The following is a 14,085-nucleotide window of genomic DNA, read 5'->3' on the forward strand; positions in this document are numbered from 1 at the left end:
TCAGACGACCGGCTTGGCCGTGATGGCGTAGCGCAGCGCCGGGTGCTGGAGCGACAGGCCGGGCTGCAAGGCGAGGCGTGCCGCCGTCACCGCCTCATAGCCGGCGGCATCCGGCAGCGGCGGAATGGTGATCGCCTCACCCATGTCGAGCCCGGCCAGCGCGGCGTCGACCAGATCCTCGGCGCTCATCACCGCCTCGGCCGGAAACAGGTTCTCGTCGAGACCGGCCCGCGCGAAGAACTCGGTCCGCGTCGCACCCGGCAGCACCGCCTGCACCCGCACCGGCCCGCCCTGAAGTTCGCTCTGCAGCGACTGGCTGAAGGCGAGCACATAGGCCTTGGTCGCGGCATAGGCGCCGGGGAAGCCTTCCGGCACCAGCGCCACCACCGAGGCGATGTTGATCAGCGTGCCGCGCCCGCGCCGGGCGAAGGTGTCGACCGCCGCCACCGCGAGCCGGGTCAGCGCCACCACATTGAGCTGCACCATGGCGTCGATCTTGCCGGCATCGGCGCCGACCACGGGCCCCTCCGTGCCCGAGCCGGCATTGTTCACCACCAGCGTCAGCGTCGGGTCTTCGACGATCCGGGCGGCGACGCGGGCGGCGTCCTGCGGCTCGGCGAGATCGGCGGCGAGCACCTCGATCCTGCGGCCCGTCGCGGCCGCCAGCTCGCCCGCCAGCGCCTCCAGCCGCGCGCGGTTGCGCGCGACGAGGATGAGATCGTAGCCCCGCTTGGCGAGGCGGTCCGCATAGACCTTGCCGATGCCGCTGGACGCACCGGTGACGAGGGCGGTACCGGGTGAGGCGTGGCTCATGAACATCTCCTGTGAGGCGGCATCCGCCGTTTTGATGATGACTATCAGGATTATGTCGGGCGCGATGAATCGGCAAGGCCGCCTTGGCGAGAATGAACGGCACGCGGCCGATCCGGGCGGGCGATTCCGACGTAGACTGCGCACCTGTTTCCTCGCCCGGCCGTGATCATGCCCCTGTCCTGCGAACGCCCCGCCCTGGTCTGGCTGCGCGACGATCTGCGCCTGTCCGACAATCCCGCGCTCACCGCCGCCGCGCAGGGCGGGTGTCCGCTGGTGATCGCCTATGTGCTGGAGGAGGACCCGGCTCTGCGCCCGCTCGGCGGCGCCGCCCGCTGGTGGCTCGCCCGCGCCCTCGCCAGCCTCTCCGCGGAGATTGCGCGGCGCGGCGGCACGCTGGTGCTGCGGCGCGGGCGCGCGGCCGACATCATTCCCGCGCTGGCCGAGGAGATCGGCGCCGGCGCGGTCCATTGGAACCGGCGCTACGAGGCCGCGCAGATCGCGCAGGACAGTGCGCTGAAGGCCACGCTGCGCGCGGCCGGCCTCACGGTCGAGAGCTGCAACGGCGCGCTGCTGCACGAGCCCTGGACGGTCGCCACCCAGTCGGGTGGGCCGTTCAAGGTGTTCTCGCCGTTCTTCCGCGCCTCATCGCAGCAGCCGGTGCGTGCGCCCACACGCCTGCCCCCGGTGCTGCGTTTCGCCCCGCCTCCGGCGAGCGAGGCTCTGGCCGACTGGCAGATGGAGCCCACCGCGCCGGATTGGGCTGGCGGCCTGCGCGCGGCGTGGGAGCCGGGCGAGGAGGGCGCGCGGGCGGTGCTGGAGCGTTTTCTCGCGCACGGCCTCGCCGGCTATGCCGAGAACCGCGACCGGCCGGACCTTGAGAATGTCTCGCGCCTCTCGCCCTTCCTGCGCTTCGGCCATCTGTCGCCGCATCAGGTGGTGGCCGCCGCCCGTCATGCCGAGGCGGCGGGCAGCGCCGGCCCGAAGGACATCGCGAAATTCGTCAGCGAGCTGTACTGGCGGGAATTTTCCTATCACCTGCTCTATCACTTCCCGACGCTGGCCACGACGAACTTCAACCCGCGCTTCGACGCCTTCGGCTGGGCCGACAACCCGGCGCAGGAGCGGGCCTGGCAGCGCGGCCGCACCGGCTACCCGATCGTCGACGCCGGCATGCGCCAGCTCTGGGAAACCGGCTGGATGCACAACCGCGTGCGGATGATCGTCGCCTCCTTCCTGATCAAGGACGCGCTGGTGGACTGGCGGCGCGGCGAGGCATGGTTCTGGGACACACTGGTAGACGCTGATCCCGCAAACAACCCGGCGAGCTGGCAATGGGTGGCGGGGTCGGGGGCGGATGCCGCGCCCTATTTCCGCGTCTTCAACCCGGTGACGCAGGGCGAGAAATTCGATCCGAACGGCGATTATGTCCGCCGCTTCGTGCCGGAACTCGCCCGCCTGCCGGCGGAAGCGATCCACAAACCATGGGCGGCCAAACCCGATGTGCTGCGCCGCGCCGGCGTCACGCTCGGCCTCACCTACCCGCACCCGATCCTCGACCACGCGGCCGCCCGCGAGCGGGCACTGGCCCGTTTCGAGGCCATTCGCGGGTAAACGGCGTGGCTCACCCCGCCAATCCGGTTGCCGCCGCGCCGATGGCTGACTAGTTTCAGGCACTTTCCAACGGTGCTTCCAAAAGTGCTTTCCAAGTGGCGGTGATTTCAGGCGATGGACATCCGAAACGGTCTGGTCGAGGCAATCGGCAACACGCCCCTCATCAAGCTCAAGCGGGCATCCGAGATGACCGGATGCACCATTCTGGGCAAGGCGGAATTCCTCAATCCCGGCCAGTCGGTGAAGGACCGCGCAGCGCTCTACATCATCAAGGACGCGGTGGCGCGCGGCGCGCTCAAGCCCGGCGGCGTTGTGGTGGAAGGCACGGCGGGCAATACCGGCATCGGCCTCGCTCTGGTCGGCAATGCGCTCGGCTACCGCTCGGTGATCGTCATTCCCGAGACGCAGAGCCAGGAAAAGAAGGACATGCTGCGGCTCGCCGGCGCCACGCTGGTGGAGGTTCCCGCCGTCGCCTACGCCAACCCGAACAATTATGTGAAGGTCTCCGGCCGCCTCGCCGAGGCGCTCGCCAGGACCGAGCCGAACGGCGCCATCTGGGCGAACCAGTTCGACAACATCGCCAACCGGCAGGCGCATATCGAGACCACCGGCCCGGAGATCTGGGAGCAGACCGAGGGCGAGATCGACGGTTTCGTCGCGGCGGTGGGCACGGGCGGCACCCTGGCCGGCACCGGCATGGCGCTGAAGCAGCGCAATTCGCGCATCAGGATCGCGCTGGCCGACCCGTTCGGCGCCGCCCTCTACAGCTATTACACCACGGGCGAACTCAAGGCCGAGGGCTCCTCGATCACCGAGGGCATCGGTCAGGGGCGCATCACCGCCAATCTCGACGACGCACCGATCGACGTCGCCTATCGCATCCCCGACGCTGAGGCCGTGCAGATCGTGTTCGATCTGCTGGAGCATGAGGGCCTGTGCCTCGGCTCCTCCTCCGGCATCAATGTAGCCGGCGCTATCCGCCTCGCCCGCGAGCTGGGCCCCGGCCACACCATCGTGACCATCCTGTGCGACTACGGCACGCGCTACCAGTCCAAGCTGTTCAACCCCGTCTTCCTGCGCGAGAAGGGCCTGCCCGTGCCGGGCTGGCTGGAGCGCAGCGTCGACCTGCCGAGCGTGCTCGTCTGATGGCCACCCAGCTCCTGTTCCGCGACGACGCCTATCTGCGCGAGACCACGGCCACCGTGACGGCGCTCACGCCCGAGGGCGGCATCGTCACCGACCGTACCGTGTTCTACGCCAATGCCGGCGGCCAGCCGGGCGACACGGGCCTGCTGCGCCGCGCCTCCGGCACCGAGATCGCGCTGGCCACCGCCGTCTATGGGCCGGACAAGGCGGAGGTGATCCACGTTCCCGCAACCGCCGACGGTGAACGGCCTGACATCGGCGAGAGCGTCACACTGGTGCTCGACTGGGACATCCGCCACAAGCGGATGCGCATGCACACGCTGCTGCATCTGCTCTCGGTTGCCCTGCCCTACCCGGTCACCGGCGGCTCCATCGGCGATGCGGAAGGTCGGCTCGATTTCGACATTCCCGAAGCCAATCTCGACAAGGACGCGATCACGGCCAAGCTCGCCGAGATGATCGCCACGGGCGCCGCTGTCACCGAGAGCTGGATCAGCGACGAGGAACTGCTCGCCAATCCCGGCCTCATCAAGACCATGTCGGTCAAGCCGCCCATGGGCACCGGGCGCGTGCGCCTCGTTGCCATTGAGGGGCTGGACCTCCAGCCCTGCGGCGGCACCCATGTGCGCAGCCTGACCGAGATCGGCGCGGCGCAGGTGACCAAGATCGAGAAGAAGGGTCAGCAGAACCGCCGCGTGCGGGTCGGGTGGGCCTGAATCGCCTGGGCGTGAGCTTCTGGGCCTGAAACAGGGCGGCGCATGCCGCCATCGGAGTGAACCATGTCCTATGATCCGCGCTTCGTCAGCACCGAATGGCTCGCCGCCCATCTCGGCGCGCCCAATCTCGTCATCGTCGATGCCTCCTGGCACATGCCGGCGAGCGGGCGCAGCGGCCGGGCGGAATATCTGGAGCGGCACATTCCCGGCGCGGTGTTCTTCGACATCGACGCCATCTCCGACACGTCGAGCCCGCTGCCGCACATGCTGCCGACCGAAATCGTGTTCCGCGCCGCGATGGAATCGCTCGGCATCGGCCGCTCGATGAAGATCGTGGTCTATGACACCGCCGGCCTGTTCTCCGCCCCGCGCGTCTGGTGGACGCTGAAGGCGTTCGGCGCGGTCGACGTGCAGATCCTCGATGGCGGCTTCCCGAAATGGCTGGCGGAAGGCCACCCGGTCGAGGCGGGCGAGCCGACCATCTACCCCGCGAGCTTCGAGGCGCATCTCGACAAAAGCTGGGTCGCCAGCATCGACGAGGTCGCCACCCGCCTCGCCAATGGCAGCGCGCAGGTGCTCGACGCCCGCGCCGCCGAGCGCTTCCGTGGCGAAGTGCCGGAACCCCGCGCGGGGCTGCGCGCCGGCCATATGCCGGGCGCCCGCAACCTGCCGGTTTCCGAGGTGGTGAAGAATGGCCGGCTGGTCGATTCCGACGCCATCCGCGCGGCGGTGGAGGCGGCCGGTATCGACACCAAGCGCCCGATCATCACCAGCTGCGGCTCGGGCGTGACCGCCGCCATCCTGTGGCTGGCGCTCGATGTCATCGGCGCGCGGCCCAAGGCGCTCTATGACGGCTCCTGGACCGAATGGGGCGGCTCCGACCGCCCGGTGGCGACCGGCCCGGCGACGCCCCTGCCCAAAGACTGAACACCCTACCCCGCCAGCGTGAGGATCAGCGGGCCGTTCCGCGTGGCGACCACCGTGTGCTCATACTGCACGGTGAGCGCGCGCGGCTCGCTGTAGAGCGTCCACGGGTCGTCGCCATCCTCGGCGTGCTCCGCGCCGAGCGAGAGGAACGGCTCGACGGTGAAGACCAACCCCTCGCGCATCACCCGCCGCTCCGACGCATCCGGCCAGGTGGCGATTTCCTTCGGCTCCTCATGCAGGCTGTGGCCGATGCCGTGGCTCGCGAGGTTGCGCACCAGCGTGTAGCCATTCTTGCGGGCGAAGGCGCCGACCGCCTTGCCGATGCCCGCCAGCGGTCGGCCGGCGCCGACCTCGCGCAGCCCCGCCCACATGGCGCGGCGCCCATCCTTGCACAGCCGCTCGACCGCGCGGGTCACCGGCGGCACCGCGAAGGACGCGCCGGTGTCGCCGAAATAACCGCCCTTCTCGGCGGAAACGTCAATGTTCACGAGGTCGCCCGGCTGGATCACCCGCGCGCCGGGGATGCCGTGGGCGATTTCCTCATTGACGCTGATGCAGGTGGCGCCAGGAAAGCCATAGACGCTCTCCGGCGCCGAGCGCGCGCCCGCCGCTTCCAGCAACCCGCGCCCGATCTGGTCCAGCTCCGCCGTGGTGATGCCCGGCTCGATCGCTTTGCCCATCGCCTCCAGCGTCACGGCGACGATGCGGCCGATCTCCTTCAGCGCCGTCAGCTCGGCCTCGCTCGTCACCACCATGGGGCTTTCTCTCATCCGGTCGGGAACGGGCCCGAGCGGGCGCGGCAACAATGCGGCCCGCTTTAGCGGGCGGGGCCGGTCCGGGCAAGACGGGGACACGGCCCGGGCGAGCGTCGCATGCCGGAAGGCTTGGCCCGATCGGCCGCATCGGTCATTTTCCGAGACACACTGGCCTGATCGTCCACCTCACTGCACTCACGCGTCATTCGCGTGCAAATAAAAACGGCCGCCCATGACAGGCGGCCGTTACTTTACATTACTTCACCTCGACGCAGACGCGCGCGAAGGCAAGAAAAATGCCTGTATCAGTGCAGAATTTGACTGAGGAACAGGCGGGTGCGCTCGTGCTGCGGGTTGGAGAAGAAGGCTTCCGGCTCGTTCATCTCGATGATCTGGCCGGCATCCATGAAGATCACGCGGTTGGCAACTTGCCGGGCGAAGCCCATTTCATGGGTGACGCACAGCATGGTCATGCCTTCTTCGGCGAGGCTCACCATGGTTTCAAGAACTTCCTTGACCATTTCAGGATCGAGCGCCGAGGTCGGCTCGTCGAACAGCATGATCTTCGGCTTCATGCACAGGGCGCGGGCAATGGCGACGCGCTGCTGCTGACCGCCGGAGAGCTGGCCGGGGAATTTATGCGCCTGCTCGGGAATCTTCACCTTGGTCAGGAAATGCATCGCCAGTTCTTCGGCATCCTTCTTGGGCATCTTGCGAACCCAGATCGGCGCCAGCGTGCAATTTTCCAGAATGGTGAGGTGCGGGAACAGGTTGAAGTGCTGGAAGCACATCCCGACTTCACGGCGGATTTCGTCGATCCGCTTGAGATCATTTGTCAATTCAATGCCGTCGACGACGATGGAGCCCTTCTGGTGCTCCTCCAGCCGGTTGATGCAGCGGATCATGGTCGACTTGCCGGAGCCCGACGGGCCGCAAATGACGATGCGCTCGCCCCGGCGGACCCGCAGGTTGATGTCCTTCAGCACATGGAATTCGCCGTACCATTTATGGACGCCGACCAGTTCAACCGCCACGTCCTTGCCGGGCGGCGTGTGCACGGCGGGAAGTTCGTCGCTGGAAACGATCGAATGTTGTTCAGTCATCTTGGGTCTCCGTCGTTCAGCGTCTGTGGGAAGTATTGAGGCGGCGCTCCACGAAGAGAGAGTAGCGCGACATGCCGAAGCAGAAGAAGAAATAGACGATGCCGGCGAAGGCAAAGCCCGTATACAGCGTCACCGGGCTGGCCCAGTTCGGATCGGTGAAGGAGGCGCGCAGCTGGCCGAGGAAGTCGAAGATCGAGACGATCAGGACCAGCGTCGTATCCTTGAACAAGCTGATGAAACTGTTGACGATTCCGGGAATGACCAGGGTCAGCGCCTGCGGCAGGATGATGAGCCGCATCATCTGGCTCCAGGTCAGCCCCATCGCCATCGCGCCTTCATACTGGCCCTTGGAAATGGCCTGCAACCCGCCGCGCACCACCTCCGCCATATAGGCGGCGGAGAACAGCGCGACACCCACCAGCGCGCGCAACAGCGCGTCGGGATTGGCGCCCTGCGGCAGAAACAGCGGCAGCATGTAGGTCGCGAAGAACAGAACGGTGATGAGCGGCACGCCGCGCCAGAATTCGATGAAGATCACCGACAGCAGACGCACGATCGGCATTTGCGAACGACGCCCCAGAGCGAGCGCAATACCCAGCGGCAGCGACGCCACGATGCCGGTTACGGCGATCACCAGAGTAACAAGCAGCCCGCCCCATTGCCGCGTCTCGACATAGTCGAGGCCGACATCGACGTCCCACGCCATCACCAGCACGCCGAAGGCGGCGAAGACGTAGAGCGTCGAGCGGGCCGCGGACAGCGCCGCGCCGCCGAGCGCGCCGATCAACGCGCCGATCGCCGCCGCGACGATGAGGGCGGTCAGCACGAAATCCACCCAGAAGGTGAGGTTCACCCCGGCGATGGTCGCCCCGCCGGTAAGCGGGCTGATCAGGCCGAACCGCTCCAGCAGGAAGGCGGACGCGTTGATGTTTCCGCCGGTCAGCAGGACGAAGGCAATGATCGGGTACACGACGAAAAACAGCAGCGAATTCAGCCGCTTAATCGGCGCGCTCGGCACCATCAGCGGCACCAGCAGGATGGCGCCGAGGGCAAACACCACATTGGGCCGCCAGCGTTCGGCGATGGGATAGAAGCCGTAGATCAACTGGCCGAATTTGGCATGGATGAAGGGCCAGCAGGCCCCGACATCCGGCCCGAGGCAGGCCTCGCGGTTTTCGCCGGTCCACACCGCGTCGATGAACAGGAAGCGGATCAGCGGCGGAAAGATCAACAACGCCAAGGCGATGCCGACCAGCGTCAGCAGGCCGTTGAGGAAGCTGGAGAACAGGTTCTCCCGCATCCAGCCGATGACACCGAGATTGCGGGACGGCGGCGGAAGCGGCGTCTCCAGTTCGGAACGGATGAAGGTGCCGTCATCAAAGGTCAGGCTCATGGCGCGATCCTCACCGTTCCACAAGCGCGACGCGCTTATTATAGGCGTTCATGATAACCGAGGTGATGATGGACAGAACCAGATAGACGCCCATGGTCATCGCAATGATCTCGATGGCCTGCCCGGTCTGGTTCAGCGTCGTTCCGGCGAATACGGCGACCAGATCGGGATAGCCGATACCGACCGCGAGCGACGAATTCTTGGTCAGGTTGAGATATTGGCTGGTCAGCGGTGGAATAATCACCCGCATCGCCTGAGGTATGACCACCAAGCGCAAGGTTTGACTGTTGCGCAACCCGAGAGAATGGGCCGCTTCGGTCTGGCCGTGGCTCACCGCCTGAATGCCCGCGCGCACATTTTCCGCAATGAAGGCCGCGGTGTAGGTGGCCAGCGCGACGGTGAGGGCGACGAATTCGGGGATGACGCGCGCGCCACCAGAGAAGTTGAAGCCCTTCAGTTCCGGGCGTTCGATGCCGATGGGAAAGCCCGTCACATACATGGCGGCGAGCGGCACAAGGATGAGGATCGCGAGGCCGATCGGCAGCATGGGCAGCCGGCGCCCCGTCTCCTCCTGGCGCGCCCGCGACCAGTAATGGATAAGGATAACGGCAAGAATTGCCGCCCCTATGGACCACAGAACCGTTCCCGTACCCTCATTGAACAGTGGGCGAGGAATGATGATACCGCGGTTCGAGATGAAGACTTCATCAAACAGATTGATACTGTTGCGCGGGCCGGGCATCGCGCTCAGCACCGCGAGATACCAGAACAGGATCTGGAACAGCGGCGGCAGGTTGCGCAGCACCTCGACATAGACGGTCGACAGAAGGCGAACGACGAAGTTCTTCGACAAACGTCCGATGCCGACCAGAAACCCGATGACGGTGGCAAGGATAATGCCGACAACGCCGACGAGAATGGTGTTCAGCAGGCCGACAAAGAAGGCCCGGCCATAAGTCGACGTCTCGCTATAGGGGATGAGAGTCTGGTTGATGCCGAAGCCGGCGGTGTTGTCGAGAAAGCCGAAACCTGTGGCGATCTTCTGTGCCGCCAGATTTTCACTCGCATTATCGACAAACATCCATCCCAGGAAAACGACCGCTAACAGGGCGATCAGTTGCAGCCCGATGCTGCGCACCTTTGGATCGTTGATGAAAGACGTCTTCCCGCCTGATGCGGGCGTTGCCAGGTCCGTCATGGTCCCCCTCACCTCTTTCGAGGCTCACTGCGTCACCCGGCGCCGAACTTTCCGTCAGCTTTCCGGTCGGAAAAGGCTCCCGGCACACTGGCCGGGAGCCCGTTTCGTCAGATCTCAGCGGATCGGCGGGGCGTATTGCAGGCCGCCCTTGCTCCACAGCGCATTCACGCCGCGGGCCAGCTTGAGGGGGGTGTCGGGACCGACGTTCTTGTCATACATCTCGCCGTAATTGCCGACGTTCTTGATGATGAGGTAGGCCCAGTCATTGCCGATGCCCATGCCTTCGCCATACTTGCCCTCGGTGCCGAGCAGACGCTTGACCTCGGGGTTGGCGGTGGACTTGAGCTGCTCGTCGACGTTCTTGGAAGTAACGCCAAGTTCTTCAGCGTTGAGCTGGGCGAACAGGACCCACTTCACGATGTCGAACCACTGGTCGTCACCGTGAGCAACCACCGGGCCGAGCGGCTCCTTGGAGATGATCTCGGGAAGAACGATGTGATCATCGGGATTGGTGAGCTTCAGACGCTCGCCGGCGAGGCCCGAACGGTCGGTGGTGAGCACGTCGCAACGGCCGGCGTCATAGGCCTTGACCACTTCGTCATTGGTAGCAAAGGCAATGACTTCGTAGTTCATGTTGTTGGCGCGGAAGAAGTCCGCCAGGTTCTGCTCGGTGGTCGTGCCGGTCTGCGTGCAGATCGAGGCCCCCGAAAGCTCCATGGCCGAGTTCACCTTCTTGTCCTTGCGGATCATGAAGCCCTGGCCGTCATAATAGGTCACGCCGGTGAAGTTGAGACCAAGTGACGTATCGCGGGTGATCGTCCAGGTCGTGTTGCGCGACAGGATATCGATGTCGCCCGACTGCAGAGCGGTGAAGCGATCCTTGGCGGAGAGCGGCGTATACTTCACCTTCGACGGATCGCCTAGAACGGCCGAAGCGACCGCGCGGCAGAAATCCACGTCGAGACCGGTCCAGCTACCCTTGTCGTCGGGCGTCGAAAAGCCCGGCAGACCCTGGCTCACGCCGCACTGGACGAAGCCCTTCGACTTCACCTGCTCGAGCTTCGTCGCGGCCTGCGCGCCGGATGCCGCGAGGCCAAGGGCGCCCGCGACGGCAAACGTGGAAATGAGGCGTTTCATGTGTGCAGCCTTCTTCATAGGTTTTGAGCTGACGCGCCGCTCGTGGCCCGAACGGCACGCTGCGACAGTTAAAGCAATTCACGTGCCGCTTTGGCTTTAATGAGCGCGGCCCGGCCTGCCCCCTTCGTCTATGACCGCCCCGCACCGTGCGATACGATGCAGCGGAAGACGTTGGGTCATCAGAACGCCGTATTACCCCCCGGTCAAGCACCACCCTCACCCATCCACGCGACTTAGGTCGGTACAAAAATACCTTAGAGTGACTCCACAGCATGACTACTGCCCCCAAAGACCAGACGCCTGCGTCCTATTCAGTGGAAACGGAACTCGTGGTGGCCGGACGAGATCCGGCCCGCTTTGACGGCTTCGTGAATGTACCGATCGTCCGGGGCTCCACCGTGCTGTCGCCCACCGTCGCCGGCCTTGAAGGCCACACCGGGCGCTACACCTATGGACGGCGCGGCAACCCGACCGTGGAGGCGCTGGAGCAGGCGCTGACCGTCATCGAGGGGGGCGCGGGCGTCGTCCTGACGCCGTCCGGTCTTTCGGCGGTCAGCGTCGGCCTGCTGTCGGTTCTCGCGGCCGGCGATCATCTGCTCATGACGGACAGCGCCTACCAGCCGACGCGGCATTTCTGTAATGGCGTGCTGCGCCGATACGGGATCGAGACCACCTATTATGATCCGTTGATCGGCGCCGACATTGCCGGACTGATCCGCCCGAACACGCGGGCGATCTTCATGGAATCGCCGGGCTCGCAGTCCTTCGAGATGCAGGACGTTCCCGCCATTGTGGAGGTCGCGCGGGCCCACGACATCGTCACGCTGATCGACAATACATGGGCGACGCCGCTTTTCTTCCGCCCGCATGATGTCGGCGTCGATCTCTCGATCCAGGCCGGAACGAAATATCTGAGCGGCCATTCGGATCTCAACATCGGTACGATTTCGGCCAATGCGCGGACCTTCGCCCAGGTGAAGCAGACCCATGGCGATCTCGGCATCACCGTTGCACCGGAGGACGCCTTCCTCGGCTCGCGCGGCTTGCGGACCATGGCCGTGCGCCTCGCACGCCACCAGGAGTCCGCGCTCACCCTCGCCCATTGGCTCGCCAGCCGCCCGGAAGTCCTGCACGTACTCCACCCTGCCCTGCCGGAGCACCCCGGCCATGCGCTCTGGAAGCGCGACTTCAAAGGCGCGAGCGGCCTGTTCAGCATCATCCTGAAGCCCGTGCCGAAGGCGGCAACGGATGCCTTCCTCGACAGCCTCGCCTTGTTCGGCCTCGGCTATAGCTGGGGTGGCTTCGAAAGCCTGGCGATCCCGTTCGACTGCAGTACCTACCGCACGGCGACCACATGGGAGCCCGGCGGACCCGGCATCCGGCTCCATATCGGTCTCGAAGGCACGGACGATCTCATCGCTGACCTCGAACAGGGCCTCTCGCGGCTGCGCCGGATGGCCCGCTGAGGTCAGCCGCCGACCCGGCGGTAGAGCGAGAGGCGCACGCCGCGTCCGTCGGCATAGGCGACACCGCCGATGTCGGCGGTGCGCTCGAAACGCAGGCCGAGCGCCTCGGCCCGGCGGACGAAGCGCACCTCCTGCCGCCGCTCGATGAGCACGATGTGGCAGCCGCCCTCGCGCAGGAAATCCGCCGCGGCGGCGCCATCCATCAGGCGGATGCTGCCCGGCAGGAGGAAGGCGAGGCTCGGCTCGTCATAACCGGCCGCCCCCAGCACCAGAGGGCCGCTGCCCGCCGGGCAGTTCTCGCGGCCGACAGCCTCCACCACGCGGGGCGACACCCACAGGCTGCGCATCTGGGGCAGCAGAAGCTGCATCACGCCGAAACCGGAAATCAGCATTCCGACGACCGCCAGCAGAGACGCCTTCTCCGCCCCATACTCGCGAAAGGCTGCCGCCGCCGTGACGAGGGCGAAGAAACCCAGCAGAAGCAGCGGCCACGCCAGCAGGCTGGTTGTGCGGTCGAAAATGGCGAGGCCGAGCAAGGCGAAGACCGCGATGGCGGCGCCGATCACCGGCCAGAGCCAGACCAGCCGGACGAGGCGGGCGTCGGACAGAGCCAGCGCGCCCCGCTCGAGCGCAAGCCCGACAGCAATGGCCACCGCCGGAAAGAGCGGCAGGAGATGGGCGGGAAATTTGGTCGGGATCAGTTCCAGCACAATCCAGGCCGGGATCACCCAGGCCAGCAGAAACTGCACCGCACGCTGGCGACGGGCCTTCCATAGAAGCGGTACGGCCAGCGCCGCCAGCGGCGCGCCCGGCCAGAACATCCCCCAGAATGTCACCAGCAATGTCCCCGGCGGCCCGCCGGCTCCCGAGAAGGAGGGACCAAGGCGCCCCATCAAGGCCCTCCCTGCCGCGACGGCATCACGGTCATCCATCCCGAAATGGCGCAGCAAATACCACAGCAGACCGACCACCCCGCACAGCGCAACCCCCACCACAGGGGCCGTGGCCCGGAGGGGACGCAAAGAGCGATCGACAGCCATCAAGCTGCACAGGGCGAGAAGCGGATAGAAAAGCGCCAGCAGCCCTCGCATGAACAGCGCCGCGGCAATCGCGCCCCAGAACAGGAGGACCAGAGCCCGCGTCGCGTCGGATGGCAGCAGCGTGGCGTGTTCGCCGGCCCGCTCCGGCAAATACAGGCGCGCCAGCGATCCGATCATGGCGGCAGCCGCCGCGAGCATAAGGGCATCCGGCATGGCGAGACGGGCGGCGACACCGACCGAGGCCGAACCCGCGAGCAGAATGGCGGCAAAAAGCGCCGCACGGCGGCCCGTGAAGGCCAGCGCCGCCCAGAAGGTCAGCAGAACGGCGGCTATTGCCGCGAACAGGGAGGGAAGGCGATAGAGCCAGATCGTTCGATCCGCCCGATCCATGCCGATGGCGTCGACACTCGCCACCAGCCCGGCTTGCAGCCAGTGCCATCCAAGAGGGCGTGTATGAGCCCCCTCGCTGCCGATCCGCACCTCCGCCAGCTGGCCGGTCTCGACCATCTGCCGGGTGACAAGGGCGAAACGCGCCTCATCCCGGTCGAGCACCGGAATGGAGAAAAAACCCGGAAGGAAGGCAATGCAGCAGAGGAGGACAAGAATCAGGCTGCATCGACGGTTTGACCGGGAAGCCCAGTCGACGAGCATGACGATACGGCTCGCCAGCCGAAGCCCCCGCAGCGACAACGCTGTCTTCGAACTGTCGTCCTGCAGGGATACGGGCTTCATGATGGTCGTCCGATTCGGTATGATCCGACCATATCAGAAGGGCTTAGC

General features: G+C 66.0%; 12 protein-coding genes. 5 read left to right on the forward strand and 7 right to left on the reverse strand.

Annotated features, from left to right (window positions below; all coding sequences use genetic code 11):
• Positions 1 to 813 (reverse strand): SDR family NAD(P)-dependent oxidoreductase, encoded by an 813-nt coding sequence (locus KIP89_RS12015; protein WP_213755682.1) that lies wholly within the window; start codon positions 811 to 813, stop codon positions 1 to 3.
• 168 nt (positions 814 to 981) lie between these two features.
• Between KIP89_RS12015 and KIP89_RS12020 the strand changes: the two genes are divergently transcribed.
• The 4 genes from KIP89_RS12020 to sseA all read left to right on the forward strand — a co-directional run bounded on the left by KIP89_RS12020 (position 982) and on the right by sseA (position 5,213).
• Positions 982 to 2,424: a cryptochrome/photolyase family protein gene (locus KIP89_RS12020; protein ID WP_213755683.1), complete on the forward strand. Its 1,443-nt coding sequence runs from the start codon at positions 982 to 984 to the stop codon at positions 2,422 to 2,424.
• 114 nt (positions 2,425 to 2,538) lie between these two features.
• The gene (locus KIP89_RS12025) at positions 2,539 to 3,570 is read left to right on the forward strand and encodes a cysteine synthase A (protein WP_213755684.1); all 1,032 of its coding nucleotides are present in this window, start codon (positions 2,539 to 2,541) and stop codon (positions 3,568 to 3,570) included.
• Complete coding sequence (locus KIP89_RS12030; protein WP_213755685.1) at positions 3,570 to 4,286, forward strand: alanyl-tRNA editing protein; 717 nt, start codon at positions 3,570 to 3,572, stop codon at positions 4,284 to 4,286. The genes KIP89_RS12025 and KIP89_RS12030 overlap by 1 nt, the downstream gene beginning before the upstream one ends.
• A 63-nt stretch (positions 4,287 to 4,349) precedes the next feature.
• Positions 4,350 to 5,213, forward strand: coding sequence for a 3-mercaptopyruvate sulfurtransferase (gene sseA, locus KIP89_RS12035; protein WP_213755686.1), 864 nt, complete (start codon positions 4,350 to 4,352; stop codon positions 5,211 to 5,213).
• Positions 5,214 to 5,218: 5 nt separating this feature from the next.
• Here sseA and map read toward each other — a convergent pair whose 3' ends face one another.
• The 5 genes from map to KIP89_RS12060 form a co-directional block, all read right to left on the reverse strand.
• Positions 5,219 to 5,968 carry a type I methionyl aminopeptidase gene (map, locus tag KIP89_RS12040; protein WP_213755687.1) on the reverse strand — a complete coding sequence of 250 codons (750 nt, stop codon included), beginning with the start codon at positions 5,966 to 5,968 and terminating at the stop codon, positions 5,219 to 5,221.
• 305 nt (positions 5,969 to 6,273) lie between these two features.
• Positions 6,274 to 7,071 (reverse strand): amino acid ABC transporter ATP-binding protein, encoded by a 798-nt coding sequence (locus tag KIP89_RS12045; protein WP_250152434.1) that lies wholly within the window; start codon positions 7,069 to 7,071, stop codon positions 6,274 to 6,276.
• A 16-nt stretch (positions 7,072 to 7,087) separates the two neighbouring features.
• Positions 7,088 to 8,464: an amino acid ABC transporter permease gene (locus KIP89_RS12050; protein WP_213755688.1), complete on the reverse strand. Its 1,377-nt coding sequence runs from the start codon at positions 8,462 to 8,464 to the stop codon at positions 7,088 to 7,090.
• Between the two features lie 10 nt (positions 8,465 to 8,474).
• The gene (locus KIP89_RS12055; RefSeq protein ID WP_213755689.1) at positions 8,475 to 9,662 is read right to left on the reverse strand and encodes an amino acid ABC transporter permease; all 1,188 of its coding nucleotides are present in this window, start codon (positions 9,660 to 9,662) and stop codon (positions 8,475 to 8,477) included.
• A gap of 114 nt (positions 9,663 to 9,776) precedes the next feature.
• Positions 9,777 to 10,799: an amino acid ABC transporter substrate-binding protein gene (locus KIP89_RS12060; protein WP_213755690.1), complete on the reverse strand. Its 1,023-nt coding sequence runs from the start codon at positions 10,797 to 10,799 to the stop codon at positions 9,777 to 9,779.
• 272 nt (positions 10,800 to 11,071) lie between these two features.
• Between KIP89_RS12060 and metC the strand changes: the two genes are divergently transcribed.
• Positions 11,072 to 12,265 carry a cystathionine beta-lyase gene (gene metC / locus KIP89_RS12065; protein WP_213755691.1) on the forward strand — a complete coding sequence of 398 codons (1,194 nt, stop codon included), beginning with the start codon at positions 11,072 to 11,074 and terminating at the stop codon, positions 12,263 to 12,265.
• A 2-nt stretch (positions 12,266 to 12,267) separates the two neighbouring features.
• Here metC and KIP89_RS12070 read toward each other — a convergent pair whose 3' ends face one another.
• Positions 12,268 to 14,037 (reverse strand): ArnT family glycosyltransferase, encoded by a 1,770-nt coding sequence (locus KIP89_RS12070; protein ID WP_213755692.1) that lies wholly within the window; start codon positions 14,035 to 14,037, stop codon positions 12,268 to 12,270.
• Between the last annotated feature and the right edge of the window lie 48 nt (positions 14,038 to 14,085).

This window comes from Ancylobacter radicis (assembly GCF_018449475.1).
Lineage (GTDB): Bacteria > Pseudomonadota > Alphaproteobacteria > Rhizobiales > Xanthobacteraceae > Ancylobacter > Ancylobacter radicis.

Bases quoted from the DNA above. Each gene is read 5' to 3' on its own strand.
- KIP89_RS12055 (WP_213755689.1), bottom strand. From the start codon at position 9,662: ATGACGGACCTGGCAACGCCCGCATCAGGCGGGAAGACGTCTTTCATC.
- KIP89_RS12015 (WP_213755682.1), bottom strand. From the start codon at position 813: ATGAGCCACGCCTCACCCGGTACCGCCCTCGTCACCGGTGCGTCCAGC.
- KIP89_RS12030 (WP_213755685.1), top strand. From the start codon at position 3,570: ATGGCCACCCAGCTCCTGTTCCGCGACGACGCCTATCTGCGCGAGACC.
- sseA (WP_213755686.1), top strand. From the start codon at position 4,350: ATGTCCTATGATCCGCGCTTCGTCAGCACCGAATGGCTCGCCGCCCAT.
- KIP89_RS12025 (WP_213755684.1), top strand. From the start codon at position 2,539: ATGGACATCCGAAACGGTCTGGTCGAGGCAATCGGCAACACGCCCCTC.
- KIP89_RS12070 (WP_213755692.1), bottom strand. From the start codon at position 14,037: ATGAAGCCCGTATCCCTGCAGGACGACAGTTCGAAGACAGCGTTGTCG.
- KIP89_RS12050 (WP_213755688.1), bottom strand. From the start codon at position 8,464: ATGAGCCTGACCTTTGATGACGGCACCTTCATCCGTTCCGAACTGGAG.
- KIP89_RS12020 (WP_213755683.1), top strand. From the start codon at position 982: ATGCCCCTGTCCTGCGAACGCCCCGCCCTGGTCTGGCTGCGCGACGAT.
- map (WP_213755687.1), bottom strand. From the start codon at position 5,968: ATGGTGGTGACGAGCGAGGCCGAGCTGACGGCGCTGAAGGAGATCGGC.
- KIP89_RS12060 (WP_213755690.1), bottom strand. From the start codon at position 10,799: ATGAAACGCCTCATTTCCACGTTTGCCGTCGCGGGCGCCCTTGGCCTC.
- metC (WP_213755691.1), top strand. From the start codon at position 11,072: ATGACTACTGCCCCCAAAGACCAGACGCCTGCGTCCTATTCAGTGGAA.
- KIP89_RS12045 (WP_250152434.1), bottom strand. From the start codon at position 7,071: ATGACTGAACAACATTCGATCGTTTCCAGCGACGAACTTCCCGCCGTG.